Genomic DNA, 20301 nt, shown 5'->3' on the forward strand with positions numbered 1-20301 from the left:
CTTTCACAACTTTTCCATTGTTAGAAATTTTATAAGATCGTTTGCAGCTTTTTCAACTAACTTTTTTTCATCGTCACTGATGCATGTTTCCGACCTAAATCCTACAAGCAATACACCTTTAGGTATGCCATTGATTAGTATAGGTAAAGCATAAGCATAAATCAGTTTTTCTGCTAACAGGATAGGATACTCTAAAGCTTTTCCTAGTATATTCTGTGGAAAATATTTTATCTCCATGGGTCTTCCGGTAGATAGCACCCTACCGGCAATTCCTTTCCCATACCTTAAGGTGATTCTTTCATATTTATCATTGCTATTCCCGGAAGCAAATTTCCAGCCAATATTCGGTCCTTTGCTCTCTTGAAAAGCTAAACCAACAAAGTCACATTCAATCGTTTCTTGAAGCTGTTCGCAAGCCTGTTTCATGTATGTCTGATTGTACAAGTTATCCATATCCATTGAATACATCCTTTACATTCCATAGCCTAGCAAGCCTTTTTTAAGTGCAAATGCAACTAGTTCAGGTCTAGTTTTCATCTGGAGCTTTTCCATAAGATTTCCTTTATGTGTTTCAACTGTTTTAACAGAAATGGTCAATTTTTCTGCAATTTCTTTATTGGCATAACCCTTTGCAATTAAAGTTAATACTTCTCTTTCTCTATCAGAAAGAAGACTAAATGTATCATGATTCCCTTGTTTTGCGCTGTCGATATACTCTTCCATTAGCCTTTTCGTGGCCGATGGATGTAAGTACGCATCACCTTTTGCAACCATTTTTATGGCTCCTAACAATTCATCATGTGGTGCGCTTTTCAAAATACATCCTGAAGCACCCGCTTGAATCGCCCGAAATAAATACTCTTCATCATCATGCATCGTTAAAATAAGGATTTGTACGTTTGGCAGAAGCTTTTTTAGCTCTGATGTCGCTGATAGCCCATCCTTGCCGTGTGGCATGCTTAAGTCCATTACGACAACATCTGGCTTTAGCTCTTGGGCTAACTGAATCCCTTCGTTTCCCTCAGATGCCTCTCCTACCACTTCCATTTCTCGATGGTTGCTTAAAAGCATTTTTAATCCCATTCTAACGACAGCATGATCATCACATAAAATTATTTTAATCAAGGTAAGCCCCCCCCCATGACTTCTTAAAAGGATCATCCTTATATCCTTTTATTATAGCGGTAAAAGAACATCAATTGTAGTCCCTACCCCTATTTCAGAAGTTATCACGCATTGGCCCCCAATTAAATTTATACGCTCTTGCATTGCAGCTAATCCACTTGAACGCTGCATTTCATTTTCAACATTAAAACCTTTTCCATTGTCCTTTATTGTCATTTTTAATTTTTCTTCTCCAAATGAGAAATCGAGCTGCACAAAATGCGTGTCCGCATATTTTGCTACATTCCCTAACGCCTCTTGACATACTCGAAAAAGGGATATTTTATGCGGTTCTGCCAAATTCGGCTCCTCTCCCTCAATATCGAGGTCGACTAATATTCCGTAGGTTGACGTAAACATCCGTAAATAGCTTTTCATTGCTGGTACTAACCCAAGTGTTGTTAACGTAGGAGGATGAAGCTCTACTGACAAAAGTCGAACTTCCTGTATTGTTTTTTCAAGTAATTCACTCATTTCATTCACATATGATTTCAGATTTGAACTGTTTAAGGTCTGTTCAATAAATTGAAGCCCAGTATACATACTATAGAGGGTTTGCCCAACACCTTCATGAAGCTCAAGTGCAATACGTTTAATTTCTTCTTCTTGTGATTGGATAATGTATGAGCTAATTTGATTTTTCGTCGGTGAATTTTTCATTAGGTACTTCCCCCTAACCTATAAATATAGATAGACACATACCCCATCATTGTATGAAAACAAACGATGGGGCATATGCCTTGATTATGCTACATTTTTCGAAGGTGTTGTGCTTACAGAAGAACGTTGATAGTAGAACCAGTTTAATGCAATGGATATCACATAAAACGCGATAAAGAAATAAAACGCATTTACTGGTGTTCCAAACTGATTAACTGACCAACCGAAAAGTTTTGGTATAAAGAATGAACCATAGGCTGCAAATGCAGCAGTAAATCCTAGTACTGGAGCTGCTTCTTTTACAGGAAAGATATCTGGAATCATCTGGAATGTCGAACCAGAACCTAAACCAGCAGCAATAAATAGAATAAGGAACGATGCTAGGAATCCTGTAAACATTTTATCGTTTGTAAAGTAGATAACTCCTGAAGCCCCAATTGCCATAACTACAAGAACCCAAGCAGTGACAAGAGCTCCACCTAATTTATCGGAAATCCAGCCACCAACAGGTCTTGCGGCTGCTGCTAAAAATGCTCCTAGAAATGCTAAACCAACATGTTCTGGAAATTGAGATTTTAGTAGTAAAGGAAATGCTGCAGAATACCCGATAAAGGAACCGAAAGTAGCAACATATAAAACCGTCATAATCCAAGTGTGCTTACGCTTAACGATAATAAATTGATCCTTTACTGATTGAGTTGCCGTTGGAATATTATCCATCCCAAACCAAGCAGCAACCGTTAAAATCGCAATCGGAATGACCCAAATGAAAGCTGCATTTTGAATCCAAACACTTTCCCCAGTTGGCAATGTTTGACTTCCACCTATTAAAGCGAATGTTCCAGATGCAATAATGAGAGGAGTCACGAATTGAACAACTGATACACCCATATTTCCTAGTCCACCGTTAATACCAAGTGCAGTTCCTTTTTCTTTTTTCGGGAAAAAGAAACTCATATTCGCTGAAGAAGAGGAGAAGTTACCACCACCAAGTCCACATAAAGCAGCAAGGATGAGCATTGTGGTATATGGTGTGTCAGGATTTTGTACAGCAAATCCAATACCAACTGCGGGTATAGCTAGTATAGCCGTAGAAAATACGGTCCAGTTTCTTCCTCCAAACTTACCTACTGCGAACGTATAAACAAATCTGAGAGTTGCACCCACTAGTCCAGGCATAGCAGCAAGAGTAAACAGCTGTTCAGGGGTGAAATTAAATCCTACATCATTTAAGCGTACTGCCACAACCGACCATATTTGCCATACAACAAATGCCATCATTAACGATGGAACGGAGATTAATAAGTTTCTTTTGGCGTGTCTTTTACCTTCTTTTTTCCAGAACTGTTCATCTTCCGGATTCCAATGAGTGATTCTACCTTTACTCATGTTTATCAAACCTTTCTAATTACATAATATAGTTTACTAGCTTCATCAAACGCTACCCATTCCTTTTCACTAACCGTGACTTGAGAAGTTCTAGGAATAGCAAAGAAATTTTTGTCATCAAAGTAGATTCTCACATGTGTTTCGTCAGGGCATATTCCCACTTTAACTAATGATTTTCTTATAAATGGTGCTGCCTGTTCTTCTCCAGCATAATCTTGGATAGAAAGTTCAACCGTTTGATTGACAAAGATTTTTAGATCCTCCATATTAATGCCCTGCACAGCTGCTCCCACATCCTTTCCCATTAGGATAAACAAACATTTTAAAACCTTGGAGATAACACCAGAACTCATCTTGTGCGTGTGTCTCGATATGCTCTATGACTTCTTCCTCTGACTGAAATCGAGTCATTCCTTTGATCTCTGCAACAACGACATCTGCTCCATCAGCTACTTTTTCATCCAGATACCAATTCACACGCATTCCTTTAAACAATTCAGTTAACAATTGATCAATGAGATTAGAGAATTCTCCAACATGCTCTCTTACAAAACAGAAGTCTAAGTAGGTTTCAGAATTCATTGGTAATCACGCCTTCTTTTGATCTTGTTTGTAAATAAAAATAGCAATAGGGAATAAGATTAGATTTAAGAAACAATAAATAATGGCAGTTACATAGTTCTCAAAATAATACTGGTGCACCATTTTTTGTGTAAATACAATATTTAACATAAGAATGACTAATAGGGCAGCAAAATTGAAATTACACTTCATAACGTTTCACCTTCACTGCATATACTGCGTCTTTCTCTATTTTCACTTCAATTTCAGGTAATGGTCTACGAGGAGGACCGGCAGTTGGTGCTCCTGTTTCCACATCAAACTTCCCATGATGGCAAGGGCAAAGCATTTCCCCTTTTTCCTTTTCCCAAAATACTGGACAACGAAGGTGAGTACATGCATTTTGATAAGCAACATATTTTGTTTCGGTTAATCGAATTAGTATGGCATCGTCATGTTCACCTGGGAACTTAAAATCCACGGAATGACCAACAGGAATACTTTTTATATCAACAATCTTTTTGTGAGGATATTCCTTGTTTCCTAGTCCCAACAACTCCTTAGCTGCCACCCCTCCCCACGGAAGAGATGATACAGCAAATACACCAGCTGCTCCAACCAAAGTCTTCATAAATCCTCTACGGTCTAGCTTTCTTTCATTGTTCCGATTGATATTGTGGGTATAATTATCTTCATTAAAGGGGATTTTATTATTTTTATGTGTCATGATAATCCCTCCTAAAATAACTTGGTTACTCCCTGTAAAATACCAGGGAGATTCACTCGTACATTTGTTTCGCCTTCAAGATACGGCATACTTGTAACCCATTTACCATTATCTAAATTGAACTGCTTTTGCTTTGCTTCTATTTCATCATCCGTTAGCCACTGCAATGTATTTGATGGACATACACTTGCACACATAGGAGGTATACCATCCTTTGTCCGGTCAATACACAAATCGCATTTGTACATAAGATTTTGTTCCGTATCAAATTTGGGAATTCCATATGGACAAGCAATCGTACAGTTTTGACAACCAATACACTTTTCAACCAATGCAGACAATACAGCACCCGTCTCATGAATCTGGATCGCTTGAGCGGGACAGCTTCTTGCACATGCCGGATTGACACAATGAAGGCACATGAGAGGCATCGTCTGACGGTTTACAAGAGGATTCACATCATATACATAGTTTCTGTTTTTCTCTTCATGTCCTCCGCACTGCGTACAGGCAGCCAGACAAGAACGACAGCCGATACAGTTTTCTAATTCTAGATAGAGCCTCTTCTTCATTTATTGCACCTTCTTTATTTCTAGTTTTTCTATTTGTGCGGCACAAGCCTTAAACTCAGGCATTATTGACATCGGATCCAGTGCAGCAATAGTAAGGAGATTAATAGATTGATCGTGACCAAAGTGATATGGTACGAACACCGTATCTTTTCGAATAGCTTCAGTTATTTTCACTTTATAATCAGCGGTTCCACGTCGAGTGAACAGTCGGACGACCTCTTCATGTTGAATGTCATATTTAGAAGCAGTATCAGGATGTACCTCAACATAAGGTTCTGGACACATATCCCGTAAAAATTGAATTCGTCTCGTTTGATTTCCAGATAGGTAATGGTACACCACCCGTCCAGTTGTTAAACGTAATGGATATTCTTCACATGGCTCTTCCGCTGGTGGTCGGTATGGAAGTGCACAAATCTTGGCTTTTCCATCTGGATGATAAAACTTTTTGTCTAAGAACATATGTGGTGTTCCCTTATCAGCCTCATCTTTACAAGGCCAAAACACCCCATCTTGCTTCTCGATCTTTTCCCATGTGGCTCCATAATAATCTGCATAACCACCTTTAGAGGCTAAGCGGAATTCGTCTCCGACATCTTTTGCTGTTTTTAAATGGCTGAAGTATTGACCTCTTCCAAGTCTTTCAGCAAGCTCAACTTGAATTTCCCAATCTGGTTTAGATTCACCAACAGGCTCTTGGGCTTTATTAATCTTAATGATTCGACCTTCGAGATTGGTGACCGTTCCCTCATCCTCCGACCAAGTGGTTGTTGGAAGAATAACATCGGCAAATTCAGCTGATTCAGAAAGGTAAAAATCTGCAACAACCATAAAATCGAGATTTTTTAAAGCGTTTCGCACATAGTTAAGATTAGGAGCACTAACTGCTGGGTTTGAGCATAGTAAGTAAAGACCTCTAATCGTTTTATCTGTCATCAGCTCAAACATCTCATATGCTGATACACCAGCTTGCGGCATCTCTTCCGGCTTGATTCCCCATACTTTACTTACTTCTCGAACATGATCTGGATTGGCAATCTTACGATAACCAGGAAGTGCATCCGCCTTTTGCCCGTGCTCACGTCCTCCTTGCCCATTGCCTTGACCAGTAAAAGTGGCTACGCCTGATTTTGGACGACCAATCTTGCCCGTTACGAGCGCTAAATTGGTATACGCAGACACATTGTCAACACCTTTATGCTGTTGCTCAATTCCACGAGCAAACATAACTACAGCATTTGGAGCTTTTCCATATATCTCAGCTGCTCTAATAATCTTCTCTGGAGCAACACCAGTAAGTTCGCTTGTATATTCTGGGGTAAACTCTCTTACTAATTCCTTTGTCTCTTCAAATCCATTTGTGTGATTGTTCACAAAATGTTCATCAATATGGCCCATTTCGATTAATTGATGGAGAATTCCATTTGCAAGGGCAAGGTCTGTACCTGGACGAAGATCCAAATGAAGATCCGCTCTTCTTGCAATGGGTGTTTCACGTGGGTCAACCACGATGATGTACCCTCCTCTTTCTTGTACATTCCAAATGCGGAACATAGAGGTTGGATGACATTCAGCTGTATTACTTCCAGCTATAAGCAAGCAATCTGTTTCATGTATATCTGTCCAAGGTATCGTTGAGCCTCTATCGACACCTAGTGATCTCATAAATCCACCAGCTGCACTTGACATACAGAAGCGGCCATTATAATCAATATATCTTGTGCCTAGTGCGACACGAGCAAACTTTCCAGTTAAATAGCATTTCTCATTTGTCATTGATACTCCGCTAAAAACTGAAAGACTATCTTTTCCATAATTCTTCTGTAATTCTTGGAATTTCTTTACGATTAACGTGTATGCTTCTTCCCAACTTGCCTCACGGAAACCTTCTTTTGTTCCTTTTAACGCTTGATTATCACGAATTAACGGTCGTAGAATCCGGTCATCATGATTCGTTTGTTGGTAAGCTGTTACACCTTTCGGGCACATTTTCCCAACTGTTACAGGCCATTCATATCGTGGCTCTACACCAATAATTTTGTTTGTTTTTGTATTCACTCGTAAATTCATCCCACATTGCATTCCACAATAACTACAATGAGTTTTTACTAGTTTCTCGTTTGGATGATGTAAGTTCTTTACTTCTTTAAAAAATTTATCCCTTTGCATTCTGGTTTGCCTCCTTAACTTTCACTTCATGTGTAGGGAAGCCAGAGAACTGAGCGATACGGTACTTTCTCCGACATGGAAGACATAATTCCGCAAGATGGAAGTCTTCCTTTTTAAATTCCATATGGTTCACGCCTAGTACATGGACGACATCATTTGATTGTTCAGTAGATACAAATTCCTCACTACAGACCTTACAATGCTTCATTGACTGCTCAGCATAATGCTCACGGTAGTTTCTAGCAAAAATACTTACAGGACGGAAAGGAATATGTGCTAACTTTCCAAATGGTAAATATATTAAGGTAACAATCACGGAATATTGATGAATTAATGACATGACCGAGTGACCCCAGCCGTGTAAAAACATATTGATAAACGTCAATGCAATCCCAGTGATACTAACAAAAAGTAGTAAATATAATGGCAAAAAGTCGTAAACCACCGTCTGTTCCGCACGTGCTTGCATGTTCTTCAATCGTCTGTAAATTATCATGCAAACACCAGTGATTACCATAACTGCAGAAATGTTTAAAGCGTTATAGAAAAGGTAGCCTAAAACACCGTCTGCTTTAATAGTCATGATGTCAATTCCCATTCCAACGACCGTATAATATCCGTTCTCTTCCATTGTAAAGTACATCCATCCAAACACTAGTGGGAAGGTAACGAATGCTGCTATTACACAACCCCAACCCATTAAAATATGTTGAGTCCAGCGATAGAGCCCGCGATTCCAGATAAAACGGTAGGTGACTAAGTGTTCTGTAGTCGTTTTAGGGGTTGACTTTCTAAACAGAAGTTTTAATCCCTTTTTAATAAAGATTTTTGTAGGTGGACGTTCTCCCCAAGCAATAAATCGATAAAAGAATCCCCCTAAAAAAACAATCGTGCCAACCATGTATCCGTATAGGTTTAAATCGATATGAGTAAACATTCTCGTTCCGATAAATGATAAAATTGCTAGTCCGCACACACTTATAAACATAGATTTGGCAAACTTAGAAGCAAACGCGCGTTCAATTGAATGTGTTGCTTTTTTATTTGCTGAAAGTTCTCCTTGCATTTTTTAGCTCCTCCTTGAAAAATCAACATTTAAGTTATCCTCATTTTATGTCTTGATCTCATTTCAACGTATCGGGGGATTTCCCTATCAGCCTCGGAAAATTCCCTTAGAGGTCTATTTTTCGGCATTCACTCGGAATCTCAACCCTTACAAACGTTGATATATCAACGTTTTTTGATTTGTGGCGATTTTGTAACAGTTGATGTCATACTCCATTTCCAACAAAAAAAACCACTTTTCTGTAGTAGAAAAGTGGTTTATCCCCCATTTAACTCGATATCAATCATGTGATCTAATCTTTCTAAACTTTTTCTTGCCCTCTCATTTGAAATGGTTCGATAATGATGCAATCCCCCTTCTTCCTCATCCATCTCATCCGCCTTTTTTACGATTTCTTGCAAGGGAGTTCTAACGATTGTATTAGTTGGTAAGAATGAATCGGTATGAAAAAGAATGGCATGAGAAATGACCTTTGCTGACGCGGGGTTTTCACCTAGGCGGATTAATAATTTATGAGCGCGTTCAGCCCCTTTTATAGGATGGATATCATATTTTTTATACATTTCATAATCCCACTTCCCATTTTTATACCAGGTGAAGTGTCCAATATCATGCAGCAACCCAGCTTTTGCTGCTAAATCAACGGGTACTGAGTGTTTCTTTGCTAAGTGAAAGGAATGATAAGCGACAGCAATCGCATGGGAAATGCCTGATCTAGTCAAATATTTTTGTGCAATGTGATGGTCAAAAATCGCCTTTAATTCAACGTCACGCAATTGTTGTCCCCTCCTTTTTACTCAGGTAAATTGCCAACATAAATGATATAGGCCAAGAAAACGATAATAAATGCAGCTAGGCCCACGGTAATAACACTTCTTATCGCCCCTTTCCAATTGGTAACACCTGAAAAACCAATGATACCGACGAAGAATACAATCATTGTAAAATAATAAATCATTTTTAACGGATGAACACCAACCCACTGGATAAAGTAAGAAGTAAGTATATTAGTAGAGAGAACAAATACGAGGCCTCCAGAAAGTAAAACCATGAAAAATGACCATGTATTCAGTATCTTTCCCATATTTTTCTCCTCCTTATTCTATTCTTACTATTAAATATATACAGAAAGAGAAGGAGTTATTTCACATTGTCTCAATATTCTGTATACTATTCCACAAACTTTCTTGTAATCCTTCTTATCCAGGAGGATCTTTTCACAATTTCCCCACTTAAATAAAAAAACTGCTGACCTGTTTATCAAGTGAGCAGTTTTGTTTTTAAGAAATCCGTCCGTTTATATTAATACCGTTTAAACTGGCTTACGAATCTTTTACTTAACAGTCTAGGCATTGGTGGTAAGGCAACTACCGATAACTTTCCATTTAGCACTTCAGTGACTCCTTTTTCATGAACCGCATAAAAACCGCTTTCCACCAACGTTTCTAGCTCGTTTTCACTGCCCCTTAATATCATTTTTTTCATACCTGACTGGTACCATTCTACATAGTATTCAAAGTAATCAGGAAACCTAGCTTGCTTGGAGCTGACCATATTTATGGTGGATATAGTAGCAGCATGGGCAATTTGTGAGGCTAGTTTCCCCGGAGCCAGGTTTAAGTCCTCGTTCACAACGTAGTATTGCACGACCTCATTATTCACCGATTCCCCTCCCTTACAGCAACAAATTCAACTTTTTCTTCTATGTATACTCATAAAAAATACATTCTATGCGAAAACCGTTGTTCACTTGACCACCAAACTTGTCCATAAAAAGAAAAGCACTCCATTTAGAAGTGCTTTCGGTTATCCTTGATGAACAAATGCATCAAAGCCTTCTCTTTCTGCCCTATTTGCTAACTCTTCAGCTCGTTTTCTATCTGCGAATGCGCCTATTTGGACTTTAAATAACCCATCCTCTTGGTATACATAGGTCTCGAAACCTTTCGCAACTGCTCTTTCAGCTAGCCTTTCCGCATTTTCTCTATTTCGAAATGCTCCTATTTGTACTCGATAAACTCTTTGTCCAGTCGATGGATCAGGTGTCGTTTTTCTTCTTAAATTAAACGCCCTAGCCAATCCGTTCGTATGCCCCCTTGCCAAGCTTGTAATAAAAGCCGGACTTCTTAACTTCTCAGCATCAGAATTGTTATCAATAAATCCATTTTCTGTAAGGACTGCATCCATATTGGTTTCCCTTAGTACATGAAAATCAGCTTGCTTTTGTCCTCTGTTAGAGAAGTTTGCTACTTTAAGAACTTCCTCATGTATAGCTTGACGGTACGTAGTTGTAGGGGCGCCTGCATCTGGATAAACATAACTCTCAAAACCAGTTCCCCCACCTGCATTTACGTGTATCGAGAGGAAGAAGTCAGCTCCCCAGGTGTTTGCTGTATTTGTTCGGGAAATTAAACTCACGGTTTGGTCCCCCGTTCGACTCATCTGTACTTCAACATTTTCGTATTCATTGATAAGAAAATTACGAATGGTAGAAGCTATACTTAGTGTTATATTTTTTTCTTGAAGTCCATTACCAGTCGCTCCAGGATCTGTTCCACCATGACCTGGATCCAAAAATATTTTCACCATTTTATTTTTTCACCTCCTTACTTCTTAATAGACTCTCGGCATTCGCCGAGTTAGATGGTACAAGGATTTTCTTGTACCATTTTTATTTGATTCCTCCTACTTTTAGTAGGGGGATGTTTCACGTTTTATAAGAAGAATTGGAAATTCCTCAGTGAAATTTTGTTGATTTTTTTGTCGAAAATACTTGACTTTTTGAAAACACCACAATAATCGCCGGCGAAGGGATTTATTTCCTTATAAACCGTGAATTGGGGTGTTGAGGTGAAGCCAACTGTCGTTAGTCATGAAGATTACCAAAACTTCGTTTTAGAACAATTAAGAAAGCATTACTCTGGTAACGTCCTTACTATTGTAAATAATGATTGGCCCATTATTTACAAGTTATGGATCACTGACCTTTCTCAGATTACCTCGTGGCTTCGGAGCTCTTATTCGAATAAAGGTCCGGAGCCTCGTGATCCGTCTTCTATGATGCGCTCTTACCTTTTGCTTCTTTTGGCTAAACCAACTCTCAGTATTACTGAATGGGTTGATGAATTGTATCGAGTGCCTTTCTATGCCATCATGAGTGGCTTTGAACCGGGGAAAGTTCCTGGTATAGGGACTTTCTACGATTTTTTCCACCGTTTATGGGGAAGGGATAACGCTAATATAAAACCCAATATCAAACCGAAACGCCAAAAAAAGAAAAAGAAGAAACCCAAGAAAGGCGAAAAAGCGTCCCCATCAAGTCCAGGTATAGTTAGAAAGTTAATCGATCGTTTTTTTCGTTATGATGCTAAGAAAAAAGTGCTGCCAAGCGATCGATTATTTGAATTATTTCAATCTCAATTTCTCCATGTATCAGCGAACCTAGGCTTACTCGGAGACTTGGACGCTCTAGGGGTTGTCGGAGACGGTACCCCGATTGAAACGGCTAGATTTCCAAGAAGCAAGCGTACTTGTGAATGCAGTGCCCAAGGACTAACGAATTGTAACCATCCTCGTCATTATTCCCAACCTGACATCGACTCAGGGTGGGACAGTTCACGGGAACGCTACTTCAACGGATACCATCTCTACATGTTATCCACTAGCGACAGTCGATACGACCTACCCTTGTATCCAAGACTTCAACCAGCTTCCCGGCATGATTCTGTCAGTCTTGTTGCCAGTTCTATTGAATTTTCGCAACGCACTACCTTGGGCACAATTGGTAAGATTCTCTTGGATGCTGCTCATGATGCGGAACCTATTTATGAATTGCTAGATCATTATAATATCGAGCCTTTCATTGATCTGAATGTTCGAACCAAGAAAAATTTCAGCACTGAAAGCGATATACAAATATCTCCCGAAGGGACACCAATTTGTTCTGCAGGGTTAAAAATGAAGCCCAATGGTTTTGATAAATCCAAAAACCGGCAGAAATGGAGATGTCCACTCGCATGCGGCACAAAAATTACTTGTGAGAATCCCTGTTCTAAAGCTAAATACGGTCGAACATTTCATACATTCCGGAAGGACAACCTTCGGTTGTTTACTAAGACTCCGAGAACGTCTGAAAAGTGGAAGCTAACTTATAAGCGTCGTACATCTGTAGAACGGTCGAACAAACGTGAAAAGGTTGATTATCATTTAGAATTAGGTCGTCATCGTTCCACGAAAATGTGGTACATTCGGACTTATGCCATTATGATGTGCCAACATATTGATGCTTGGTACGACGTTAAAAAAGAAAAGCTGAATCTCGAAAATGTCATTTTTAAAAAGTCTGCTTAATCATTTTTAAAAATTTTATAAGCAAGGCTTATTTGGTATGCATTTTTTTGAAAAAGGAAATGAAAAAAAGGAATTTTCATCGAATCGAAGCTAATTTCCAGTTATTTTTTTACAAATCCCATAAAAATGACTTAGTTATTCCGAGAGTCTATCTTATATATGAAAAAACAGCAAAATAAGACAATGTTTTCACCTTTTTATTGTCAAAAATCTCAATTTCGAAATAAAGTTGATGTTTTCTTAGTAAATAATAGTATTTTTCTTTACAGTTTTTTTTTCATTTCATATATTAGAATGGAGCAGTATTTTATACGCGCTTAAGAAGAATACTTAATACATAGAAGTTGAAAATTTTTTAAGAGGATGATTTTGTTTTGACCATTGAACTAGTCATATTAGTTGTATTAATTTTATTAAATGCCTTTTTTGCCGCTTCAGAAATTGCACTCATTTCCCTAAATGATAATAAAATTAAAGTGATGGCTGATGAAGGACATAAGAAGGCTAAGATGCTCCACCAGTTATTAAGTGAACCAAGTCGTTTTTTGGCAACGATACAAATTGGCATCACATTAGCTGGCTTCCTAGCGAGTGCGTTTGCAGCTGAGAACTTTGCTAGCGACTTTACTCAACTGCTACTTGCTTTAGGAGTACCCTTATCAGAAAGAATGCTTGGTACCGTTTCTGTTTTTGTAATTACGATCATTTTGTCTTACTTTACTCTCGTATTTGGGGAATTAGTTCCAAAACGTTTGGCCATGAAAAAAGCGGAAGCCATTTCAATGATAGCAGTTATTCCATTGACTACCTTGTCAAAGGTTTCTGCGCCGTTTGTAAAATTACTCACTGGATCAACAAATATTGTCGTTCGTCTTTTTGGTGTTGACCCAAATGCAGAAGATGAGGATGCAACAGAAGAAGAAATCAAACTAATGCTCGATATCGGCAAGGAAAGAGGAACCATTCAAGAAACAGAAAGCGTAATGATCAACAATATATTTGCTTTTGATAATACGTACGTGACAGATATCATGACTCACCGAACAAATATAGTTGGCATTCCTGCTGAAGCAACCATTAAAGATGTCGTTCGTATCGTTAATGAAGAAAAGTATACGAGATTCCCTGTATACGGGGAAGATATGGACACCATAATAGGTATCTTTCATGTGAAAGACTTAATTGAATTTATGGAGCACGAAGATAATCGTCCTTTTGAAATGAAAAACATCATCCGTCCTCCTTTTTACGTTATTGGATCAATGAGAACAGACGATGTGTTTAAGGAACTCCAGAAAAACAAAACTCATATGGCCATCGTTTTAGATGAATATGGTGGAACTGACGGTATTGTAACTGTTGAGGACCTTCTTGAAGAAATCGTCGGAAATATTTTTGATGAATATGATGAGCATGAAGAAGAAGAAATTGAAATTGAAAAAATTAGCGACAATGAATATCACATCCTAGGAACAACCAGTTTGGATGACGTGGAGGATGTGTTAAAATTAGGTCTCCCTTTAGATCAGTACGAAACATTAAGTGGTTTTTTCATTGGGGAACTAGGTAGATTCCCTGACCAAAATGAACAGCCACATTTCACATTTAATGGAGTTCAATTTACCGCTATAGAGTTGGATGAACTAAGAGTATCAAAAATTCAAGTGAAGGTTCTAGAAATAGTAGAAAATTCACAGTAAAGGCGTTCTTTTAGAACGTCTTTTTTACGTTTTAATCTACTTCAACGAAATTAGGATTGACAGATGAATTGATTTTCTAGATAATTCAACTAATGTGCAAAAGTACAAATTTCGACATCAGGAGGAAGTATAATGGAATGGATTCAAACAATAGTTGGACAAGCAAATAATATTTTTTGGTCATATATTTTAATTGGCTTGCTACTAGGCCTTGGTTTATATTTTACTGTTAGAATGCGATTTGTCCAAATCGTAAAGGTTGGAGAAATGTTTCACGTATTAAAAGATAAAAATACTGGGCCTTCTAATAAAAAAGGTGTCTCTTCATTGCAAGCATTTTTTATAGGCGCTGCTACAAGAATCGGCATGGGTAATATTGCTGGAGTCGCAATGGCAATAGCTGTTGGTGGTCCTGGTGCTGTCTTTTGGATGTGGATCGTTGCGATTTTAGGAGGTGCGAGTGCTTTTGTAGAAAGTACTCTTGCCCAAATATTCAAAGTTAAAGATGGGACTGGATTTAAAGGCGGTCCAGCTTATTATATGAGAAAACAACTGGGATCGGTTGGATTAAGTAAAGTATTTGCTTTTGGTATCATATTTTCTTTTGGACTAACTTTCATTGCGGTACAAAGTAATGTGATCTCTGCATCCTTTAAAAGTTCTTTTGGGACTGATAATCTACTTGTAGGTATCGTTTTAGCTATTGTAACAGCTATTATTATTTTCGGTGGAGTTCAACGGGTTGCTAGATTTTCATCAGTCATTGTACCAATCATGGCTTTCTTTTATATATTATTAGCTCTGTACGTCATCATTACTAATATACAAGAATTACCTGGCGTTATCTCACTTATTTTCAAAAATGCATTTGGCATTGACCAAGCAGTTGGTGGTGGCGTTGGTTCGGCTATAATGATGGGTGTGAAAAGAGGTTTATTCTCAAACGAAGCGGGTATGGGTAGTGCACCAAATGCTGCTGCAACTGCGGTCGTATCTCACCCTGCCAAGCAAGGTTTTGTACAGGCACTTGGAGTGTTTTTTGATACCCTCGTAGTATGTACTGCGACGGCGTTTATTATTTTACTATCAGACTCCTACACCACAGGCCTTCAAGGTATTGAATTAACGCAAGCATCTTTAGGCGAACATTTTGGAAGTTGGGCTAGTCTCTTTTTAACCATTGCCATTTTCATGTTTGCATTTTCTTCAATTATTGGGAACTACTACTATGGAGAAGCAAATATTGAATTTATTCATAAAAGTAAGGCAACGCTTCTTATTTTCCGAATTTTAGCCGTTGGGATGGTTATCTTTGGGGCCGTTGCTAGCTTACAAATTGTTTGGGACCTAGCTGACTTAGCAATGGCCATTATGGCCACTACAAACTTAATTGCCATTGGTTTACTAGGAAATATTGCTTTTAAAACACTTGATAATTACCTTGAACAACGCAAGCAAGGTCTTGACCCTGTGTTTTTCGAAGATAGTATTCCTGGTTTAAAAGGGGTAGAGAGCTGGCCTAAACAAAAGCAAGAAACAACTGAAAAAGCTTAAACGATAGACTGGGAATTCCCAGTCTTTTTTCATTTCTCAAACCCCGTATAAGGTAATCGTGAACTTGGAATAATACTCATGGTACCTTAGCGGAAGGATGATACGATTGAAATTAACTGGACTTTTATCTATTCTCATGCTTATTCAACAACCAACCGATCACGATGTACTCACATTGATTGATAATGATCAACCCATAATGACTGTAGATCGAGAAGAACTAGTTTTTCCTCTTCCTAATACTCCGCATATGGACTTGCATCATCTTGATATATTAACTGCTGAACTTTCCCAACAAGTATACATAGAGCCGAAAAATGCTTATCTTGATGATTATGGAAATTTACAGCCAGAGCAGCTGGGATATCAACTGAATAAGAGATCCTTTCATACCCTATATCACTCCTATTTTTATAGTAAAGGTGCCAAAACGCTTAAAGTCCCTAAAAAACCGATTTATCCTGAGGTAGATAGTGAGTTATTGTCAAGAATACGCCAACAAGCCATCGGGTATTATGTCACATATTTCAATAGCTACAATACCTCAAGAACAAACAATATACGAAAATCGTCCGAGGCGATCAATAACTTCGTCCTATTTCCAGGTCAGACTTTTTCGTTTAATGAGGTGGTTGGTCAACGGACAAAAGAACGCGGATATATGCCAGCTCCTATTATTGTTCGAGGTGAGCTTTCCGAGGGGGTCGGCGGAGGCATTTGCCAAGTATCTTCTACACTCTTTAATGCTGTGGATCGAGCAGGGTTAAAAATCGTAAAACGATATTCCCATTCCAAACGCGTTCCTTATGTTCCTCCAGGTCGCGATGCAACAGTAAGTTGGTACGGTCCTGACTTTGTTTTTATGAATAATTATAAACATCCTATCTTGATTCGTTCCAAAGTGAGAGGTGGTTCCGTATCCATTCTTTTATATACTTCAGACGATGTGAATGTCGAACAAAATCAAGTACCAAGCATGTATCAATAAAAAACAAGGCTGTCCGATGTAAGGGAGAATCTCTCCCACTGGACAGCCATTTTTAATATAGATGAAAATACTTTGATCGAATGGAGTCTGATAACAACTCGGATACAGGAACGACCTTTATATGCTTTTGCTTAAATTCAGGCATTGACTCAGTAACACCTAATGAACATACCTTGCCCGATGTACCAACATGTCCAATCGCAACAGCGGTTCCCCTACTCTCCGCAATCCTTGCAAGAATAAGCATTTGTTTTTTCACTTGATTTACCGAACAGATATCATCAAGAAAGACATCCCTTTTAATAAAAGGTACATTCAATTCCTCAGTAATTTCCTCGAATTTTGACTTTGGACTTGTTGCACTATCAACAATGTATAACTGTTTTTCTTTTGCCACTTCAACAATCACTCGGACAATCTCCTCATTCTCAACGACGAGGGAGCCCATATGATTATTTAAGCCCATAGCATGAGGAACACTATCGATCGCATCAATGACTCTCTTTCTTACTTCTTCTTTTGATAAGTCATTGGTGATTGGCTTTGGTCCTAACCAAGAGGCCTTTCCCTTTTTTGGCTGCATGGGCAAATGTACCATGATCTCTAAACCATTTTCATATGCCCATTCTGCATGCTTTTTTGAAAGTTCATTAAATGGCATAATAGCTGCCGTTATTTGTACGTCACCTTCTAAAAAATCCTTTACACCTCCTACACCACCACCAAAATCATCAATGATAATAGCTGCCTTTTTCATTTCCTGGCCATACCCATGATGAGGAAACATTGTAAAAATGACTAGGATCATGATAAATGAAGTTTTTTTCATGAAAGCCTCCATTTGAATGTTAGTTATTTGGATAGTTTCTCACATATAGGAAAAACCATACAAAAAACTCGTCCAAAACATTGGACGAGAGTTAAATTACGATATTTTTTTTACGTTCTCTGAGGAAATCCTTTTGTGTAACAGGAATCTTGGAGAACTTGACACTAAAAGGAATAAAACAATGGAACAATAGATGGCGGCCCCAATCATGGTACCACCGTTCACACCTAGTGAAAATAAGAGTGGCGACATCCCATCCGGTGCATTTTCTCCCCAGAATAAAAATCCTGCGATAAAATGCCAAAAATAACGTGCAGCACTTCCGACGAATGTGGCAACTATGATCCATTGAAGGGCTTTCTTCTTATTTTCAGTTAGTGCAACCTGAATTTTTTTCATAAAGAAACCTGCAAATCCAATAAACGCAAAGGCAAGAAAATACTCAATGAAACCCTGTAACGGAGTTAAAATATAAGCATCACCCATAGCAATTTGTAACAGTCCCCATAAAAAGCCAGAAGCTGTTGCTGCAAGGAATCCCCATCTAAAAGCAATAATTAAAATTGGTAGCATCGCAAATGAAATAGAAATATTAGGCGATAGCTTGATCGATGGTAGAAGGTCAAGAATTAGTGCAAAAGCTGCAAAAAAAGAAGCTTCAATCATCATAATTAGTCGTTTGTTTCCCATAAAAAAATCTCCCCTTTTTCTGAAACCTCAAGGAGAGTGTAGAGAGACATGATTGCAAGAAAAATTCAGTCAGTCCACATCCCTGCGCTAGAATTATCTAACAGGTTCAAAGGGTCAGAACAAACGTTCACTCTCAGCATAACGCTCCCCTTGTGGTTTCTTCGTATGTAGTTTATTATTTCGTACTCATTATATCATATAAAATAAAATAGAAAAGCATCTAGTTGGAATTAAATATACTACAATATTAGTAGGCTAATAAGTACAGAATGTCATTTCATTCTGTTATTTTTGTACATAATAAATAGATAAACAATACTAGTTATTGATAGTTTAATATGTATAATTTATTAGAGGGATGTGGTGAGAAAATGAGGGTACAAGAGGTATTACTAGATAATAATAAAAAAAGATACATTCTTTTAGACGAGGAAGGATTGCCGGTAGTTGAGGCAGTTAGATATTTAAAATATTTGGATTCTATTGGTAGAAGCATTTTTTTAAAGTACAATACTATTAACCAATAATTCTCATTATTGTAAAAAACTATAGGAGTGTATTTTTTTTGAAAAAATATTTGTATTTCTTTCTATTTACGATTCTCTTATTCTCTTCATTTCCAAATCAATCCCAGGCAGCTTCGACAGAAGTAACATCCGTTGGTAATACTGCGACTACAGACTATGCTCCAATTAATAAAAAAACTGGTACTGGTGGAGGGGTTTCAACTTTCGGGTTAGACTTTGCTCGTGGTACAGTCTCTTGTTATTCTATTAGCAATAACGTATATTGCCCTTGGACAATTCAGGTTGGTGGTGATGTAATTTCTTATAGTAATGTAACTGTAGAAATTCAAAAAGACCATGGCTTCCTTAATGGAGGTTGGGAGCCCCATAAAACTTTACCTTTCAATTATCGAATTAATACACCAAGTTCTACTATTAGAAATGAAGGATCTACTACTCTCTCTGACGGTGCATATCGTGCCCGACTTGGAGGTACATTTACCACTGTTAAAAATGGTGTGTATGGAGCATGGGCAAACGGATGGTCATACTTCGAGGTTAAATAAATTTAAATTATAGGGACTGGAGTTGTTACCTTTGAAATGGTTAAGCGCCTTGGAAGAAAATGAAACAATACCGTCCAATATTTCGGAAGAAATTTCTGATTTTAAAATCAGGGCACTTGATAATGAAGAAACACTTGTCAAGGAATTTTCTATACTGACTCAGTTTTTTGTGTTATTAAGCGCCCAAGACGAAAACAGCATGACTTCATTGTCTCTACCTCATAGAAAAATCACAAAAAAAACATTAAGAGAAATTGTTGCACATTTTAATAGCAGAAAAGTTGTGTTAGAACATAATAAACCCGTTGAAATAATGCTCACTAAACCAAACAAAGAATCAATAGCTGAAATACGTTCGTGTAAGTTAAACCCAATAGTTAAGAGCCTTTATGGATCAATTAATAATGACTTATCCTATGAGTGGCGGCCACAAAAAGTTTATAAATTGCATCCTCAATTTATTGAAAAGTTTGAAGATGATAATTTTTATGTTGTTCTAAACTTTTTGCAGGAAACCTCTAATAATTCCCTAATTACTCTTCAACTATATGACTGGAATCTTGAAGAGTCATTAATAAAAAATTTAGCTATAAGATATTTAGCTCATAAGTGTAAAAACGTCTATTTATGGATTGATGAAACGAAAAGAATAACAACGATTCAACTTGAATTATAAAAAGGTTCTCTTTGATTCGTCAGCCCTGTTAAAGAATTAAGAGAAAAGCCGTATAACATATTAGATATATCTAATATGTTATACGGCTTATTATCATTGATTTTATTTATTTTTAGTCTTGATAACTAAAACTA

24 protein-coding genes and 1 riboswitch are annotated in these 20301 nt (G+C 37.8%); of the genes, 7 read left to right on the top strand and 17 right to left on the bottom strand.

Going from position 1 to position 20301, the window contains the following annotated elements:
- Positions 1 to 3 precede the first annotated feature (3 nt).
- The 15 genes from MKX65_RS14145 to MKX65_RS14215 form a co-directional block, all read right to left on the bottom strand.
- Positions 4 to 468, bottom strand: a complete 465-nt coding sequence (locus tag MKX65_RS14145) for a GAF domain-containing protein (RefSeq protein WP_340904124.1) — start codon at positions 466 to 468, stop codon at positions 4 to 6.
- Between the two features lie 3 nt (positions 469 to 471).
- Positions 472 to 1125 carry a response regulator gene (locus MKX65_RS14150; protein ID WP_160547030.1) on the bottom strand — a complete coding sequence of 218 codons (654 nt, stop codon included), beginning with the start codon at positions 1123 to 1125 and terminating at the stop codon, positions 472 to 474.
- Positions 1126 to 1176: 51 nt separating this feature from the next.
- On the bottom strand, positions 1177 to 1824 hold the full coding sequence (locus MKX65_RS14155; RefSeq protein WP_160547029.1) for an ATP-binding protein: 648 nt from the start codon (positions 1822 to 1824) through the stop codon (positions 1177 to 1179).
- An 84-nt stretch (positions 1825 to 1908) separates the two neighbouring features.
- Entirely contained in the window at positions 1909 to 3213 is a 1305-nt protein-coding gene (locus MKX65_RS14160; RefSeq protein ID WP_160547028.1) for a NarK family nitrate/nitrite MFS transporter, read from the bottom strand.
- A gap of 5 nt (positions 3214 to 3218) precedes the next feature.
- Complete coding sequence (locus MKX65_RS14165) at positions 3219 to 3479, bottom strand: hypothetical protein (protein WP_340904127.1); 261 nt, start codon at positions 3477 to 3479, stop codon at positions 3219 to 3221.
- A gap of 1 nt (position 3480) precedes the next feature.
- Positions 3481 to 3795 carry a hypothetical protein gene (locus MKX65_RS14170; protein WP_160547027.1) on the bottom strand — a complete coding sequence of 105 codons (315 nt, stop codon included), beginning with the start codon at positions 3793 to 3795 and terminating at the stop codon, positions 3481 to 3483.
- Between the two features lie 6 nt (positions 3796 to 3801).
- A complete protein-coding gene (locus MKX65_RS14175) occupies positions 3802 to 3987 on the bottom strand; it encodes a hypothetical protein (protein WP_340904129.1) in 186 nt (61 codons plus the stop codon).
- Positions 3977 to 4501: a QcrA and Rieske domain-containing protein gene (locus tag MKX65_RS14180; protein ID WP_160547026.1), complete on the bottom strand. Its 525-nt coding sequence runs from the start codon at positions 4499 to 4501 to the stop codon at positions 3977 to 3979. The genes MKX65_RS14175 and MKX65_RS14180 overlap by 11 nt, the downstream gene beginning before the upstream one ends.
- Positions 4502 to 4512: 11 nt before the next feature.
- Positions 4513 to 5073, bottom strand: coding sequence for a 4Fe-4S dicluster domain-containing protein (locus tag MKX65_RS14185; RefSeq protein ID WP_066048124.1), 561 nt, complete (start codon positions 5071 to 5073; stop codon positions 4513 to 4515).
- Complete coding sequence (locus tag MKX65_RS14190) at positions 5074 to 7242, bottom strand: molybdopterin oxidoreductase family protein (protein ID WP_340904133.1); 2169 nt, start codon at positions 7240 to 7242, stop codon at positions 5074 to 5076.
- A complete protein-coding gene (locus tag MKX65_RS14195) occupies positions 7229 to 8308 on the bottom strand; it encodes a hypothetical protein (protein WP_160547024.1) in 1080 nt (359 codons plus the stop codon). The genes MKX65_RS14190 and MKX65_RS14195 overlap by 14 nt, the downstream gene beginning before the upstream one ends.
- Before the next feature lie 257 nt (positions 8309 to 8565).
- Complete coding sequence (locus tag MKX65_RS14200) at positions 8566 to 9084, bottom strand: HD domain-containing protein (protein WP_160547023.1); 519 nt, start codon at positions 9082 to 9084, stop codon at positions 8566 to 8568.
- 17 nt (positions 9085 to 9101) lie between these two features.
- Positions 9102 to 9392, bottom strand: coding sequence for a hypothetical protein (locus MKX65_RS14205; RefSeq protein ID WP_160547022.1), 291 nt, complete (start codon positions 9390 to 9392; stop codon positions 9102 to 9104).
- 218 nt (positions 9393 to 9610) lie between these two features.
- A complete protein-coding gene (locus MKX65_RS14210; protein WP_340904135.1) occupies positions 9611 to 9970 on the bottom strand; it encodes an aminoacyl-tRNA hydrolase in 360 nt (119 codons plus the stop codon).
- Between the two features lie 144 nt (positions 9971 to 10114).
- Positions 10115 to 10897, bottom strand: a complete 783-nt coding sequence (locus MKX65_RS14215) for an N-acetylmuramoyl-L-alanine amidase (RefSeq protein ID WP_160547021.1) — start codon at positions 10895 to 10897, stop codon at positions 10115 to 10117.
- A gap of 261 nt (positions 10898 to 11158) precedes the next feature.
- Between MKX65_RS14215 and MKX65_RS14220 the strand changes: the two genes are divergently transcribed.
- From MKX65_RS14220 to MKX65_RS14235, 4 genes are all read left to right on the top strand, one after another.
- On the top strand, positions 11159 to 12658 hold the full coding sequence (locus tag MKX65_RS14220; RefSeq protein ID WP_340902990.1) for a transposase: 1500 nt from the start codon (positions 11159 to 11161) through the stop codon (positions 12656 to 12658).
- A 374-nt stretch (positions 12659 to 13032) separates the two neighbouring features.
- Positions 13033 to 14358 carry a CNNM domain-containing protein gene (locus MKX65_RS14225; RefSeq protein WP_160547020.1) on the top strand — a complete coding sequence of 442 codons (1326 nt, stop codon included), beginning with the start codon at positions 13033 to 13035 and terminating at the stop codon, positions 14356 to 14358.
- A 132-nt stretch (positions 14359 to 14490) separates the two neighbouring features.
- Entirely contained in the window at positions 14491 to 15912 is a 1422-nt protein-coding gene (locus MKX65_RS14230; RefSeq protein ID WP_160547019.1) for an amino acid carrier protein, read from the top strand.
- A gap of 97 nt (positions 15913 to 16009) precedes the next feature.
- On the top strand, positions 16010 to 16900 hold the full coding sequence (locus MKX65_RS14235; RefSeq protein WP_160547018.1) for a VanW family protein: 891 nt from the start codon (positions 16010 to 16012) through the stop codon (positions 16898 to 16900).
- A gap of 52 nt (positions 16901 to 16952) precedes the next feature.
- Here MKX65_RS14235 and MKX65_RS14240 read toward each other — a convergent pair whose 3' ends face one another.
- Entirely contained in the window at positions 16953 to 17729 is a 777-nt protein-coding gene (locus tag MKX65_RS14240) for a divergent polysaccharide deacetylase family protein (RefSeq protein ID WP_340904139.1), read from the bottom strand.
- A gap of 96 nt (positions 17730 to 17825) precedes the next feature.
- Complete coding sequence (gene thiT, locus MKX65_RS14245) at positions 17826 to 18419, bottom strand: energy-coupled thiamine transporter ThiT (RefSeq protein ID WP_160547017.1); 594 nt, start codon at positions 18417 to 18419, stop codon at positions 17826 to 17828.
- A gap of 62 nt (positions 18420 to 18481) precedes the next feature.
- Positions 18482 to 18580: riboswitch (TPP riboswitch) on the bottom strand.
- 210 nt (positions 18581 to 18790) lie between these two features.
- On the opposite strand from thiT, the gene MKX65_RS14250 reads away from it, so the two are divergent.
- The 3 genes from MKX65_RS14250 to MKX65_RS14260 are packed head-to-tail and all read left to right on the top strand — an operon-like array spanning position 18791 to position 20167.
- Complete coding sequence (locus tag MKX65_RS14250) at positions 18791 to 18946, top strand: hypothetical protein (protein ID WP_377058900.1); 156 nt, start codon at positions 18791 to 18793, stop codon at positions 18944 to 18946.
- A 38-nt stretch (positions 18947 to 18984) separates the two neighbouring features.
- The gene (locus MKX65_RS14255; protein ID WP_340904140.1) at positions 18985 to 19491 is read left to right on the top strand and encodes a hypothetical protein; all 507 of its coding nucleotides are present in this window, start codon (positions 18985 to 18987) and stop codon (positions 19489 to 19491) included.
- A gap of 31 nt (positions 19492 to 19522) precedes the next feature.
- Positions 19523 to 20167 carry a hypothetical protein gene (locus tag MKX65_RS14260; RefSeq protein WP_160547016.1) on the top strand — a complete coding sequence of 215 codons (645 nt, stop codon included), beginning with the start codon at positions 19523 to 19525 and terminating at the stop codon, positions 20165 to 20167.
- Positions 20168 to 20301 lie beyond the last annotated feature (134 nt).

Origin of the sequence: Robertmurraya sp. FSL R5-0851, from assembly GCF_038002965.1 — a bacterium.
Classification (GTDB): domain Bacteria; phylum Bacillota; class Bacilli; order Bacillales; family Cytobacillaceae; genus Robertmurraya_A; species Robertmurraya_A beringensis.

Excerpts from the sequence above, each read along its gene's own strand:
- MKX65_RS14185 (WP_066048124.1), bottom strand. The coding sequence starts at position 5,073 with ATGAAGAAGAGGCTCTATCTAGAATTAGAAAACTGTATCGGCTGTCGT.
- MKX65_RS14145 (WP_340904124.1), bottom strand. The coding sequence starts at position 468 with ATGTATTCAATGGATATGGATAACTTGTACAATCAGACATACATGAAA.
- MKX65_RS14240 (WP_340904139.1), bottom strand. The coding sequence starts at position 17,729 with ATGAAAAAAACTTCATTTATCATGATCCTAGTCATTTTTACAATGTTT.
- MKX65_RS14180 (WP_160547026.1), bottom strand. The coding sequence starts at position 4,501 with ATGACACATAAAAATAATAAAATCCCCTTTAATGAAGATAATTATACC.
- MKX65_RS14170 (WP_160547027.1), bottom strand. The coding sequence starts at position 3,795 with ATGAATTCTGAAACCTACTTAGACTTCTGTTTTGTAAGAGAGCATGTT.
- MKX65_RS14175 (WP_340904129.1), bottom strand. The coding sequence starts at position 3,987 with ATGAAGTGTAATTTCAATTTTGCTGCCCTATTAGTCATTCTTATGTTA.
- thiT (WP_160547017.1), bottom strand. The coding sequence starts at position 18,419 with ATGGGAAACAAACGACTAATTATGATGATTGAAGCTTCTTTTTTTGCA.
- MKX65_RS14205 (WP_160547022.1), bottom strand. The coding sequence starts at position 9,392 with ATGGGAAAGATACTGAATACATGGTCATTTTTCATGGTTTTACTTTCT.
- MKX65_RS14195 (WP_160547024.1), bottom strand. The coding sequence starts at position 8,308 with ATGCAAGGAGAACTTTCAGCAAATAAAAAAGCAACACATTCAATTGAA.
- MKX65_RS14230 (WP_160547019.1), top strand. The coding sequence starts at position 14,491 with ATGGAATGGATTCAAACAATAGTTGGACAAGCAAATAATATTTTTTGG.
- MKX65_RS14215 (WP_160547021.1), bottom strand. The coding sequence starts at position 10,897 with ATGGTGAAAATATTTTTGGATCCAGGTCATGGTGGAACAGATCCTGGA.
- MKX65_RS14155 (WP_160547029.1), bottom strand. The coding sequence starts at position 1,824 with ATGAAAAATTCACCGACGAAAAATCAAATTAGCTCATACATTATCCAA.
- MKX65_RS14250 (WP_377058900.1), top strand. The coding sequence starts at position 18,791 with ATGAGGGTACAAGAGGTATTACTAGATAATAATAAAAAAAGATACATT.
- MKX65_RS14190 (WP_340904133.1), bottom strand. The coding sequence starts at position 7,242 with ATGCAAAGGGATAAATTTTTTAAAGAAGTAAAGAACTTACATCATCCA.
- MKX65_RS14165 (WP_340904127.1), bottom strand. The coding sequence starts at position 3,479 with ATGGAGGATCTAAAAATCTTTGTCAATCAAACGGTTGAACTTTCTATC.
- MKX65_RS14160 (WP_160547028.1), bottom strand. The coding sequence starts at position 3,213 with ATGAGTAAAGGTAGAATCACTCATTGGAATCCGGAAGATGAACAGTTC.
- MKX65_RS14235 (WP_160547018.1), top strand. The coding sequence starts at position 16,010 with ATGATACGATTGAAATTAACTGGACTTTTATCTATTCTCATGCTTATT.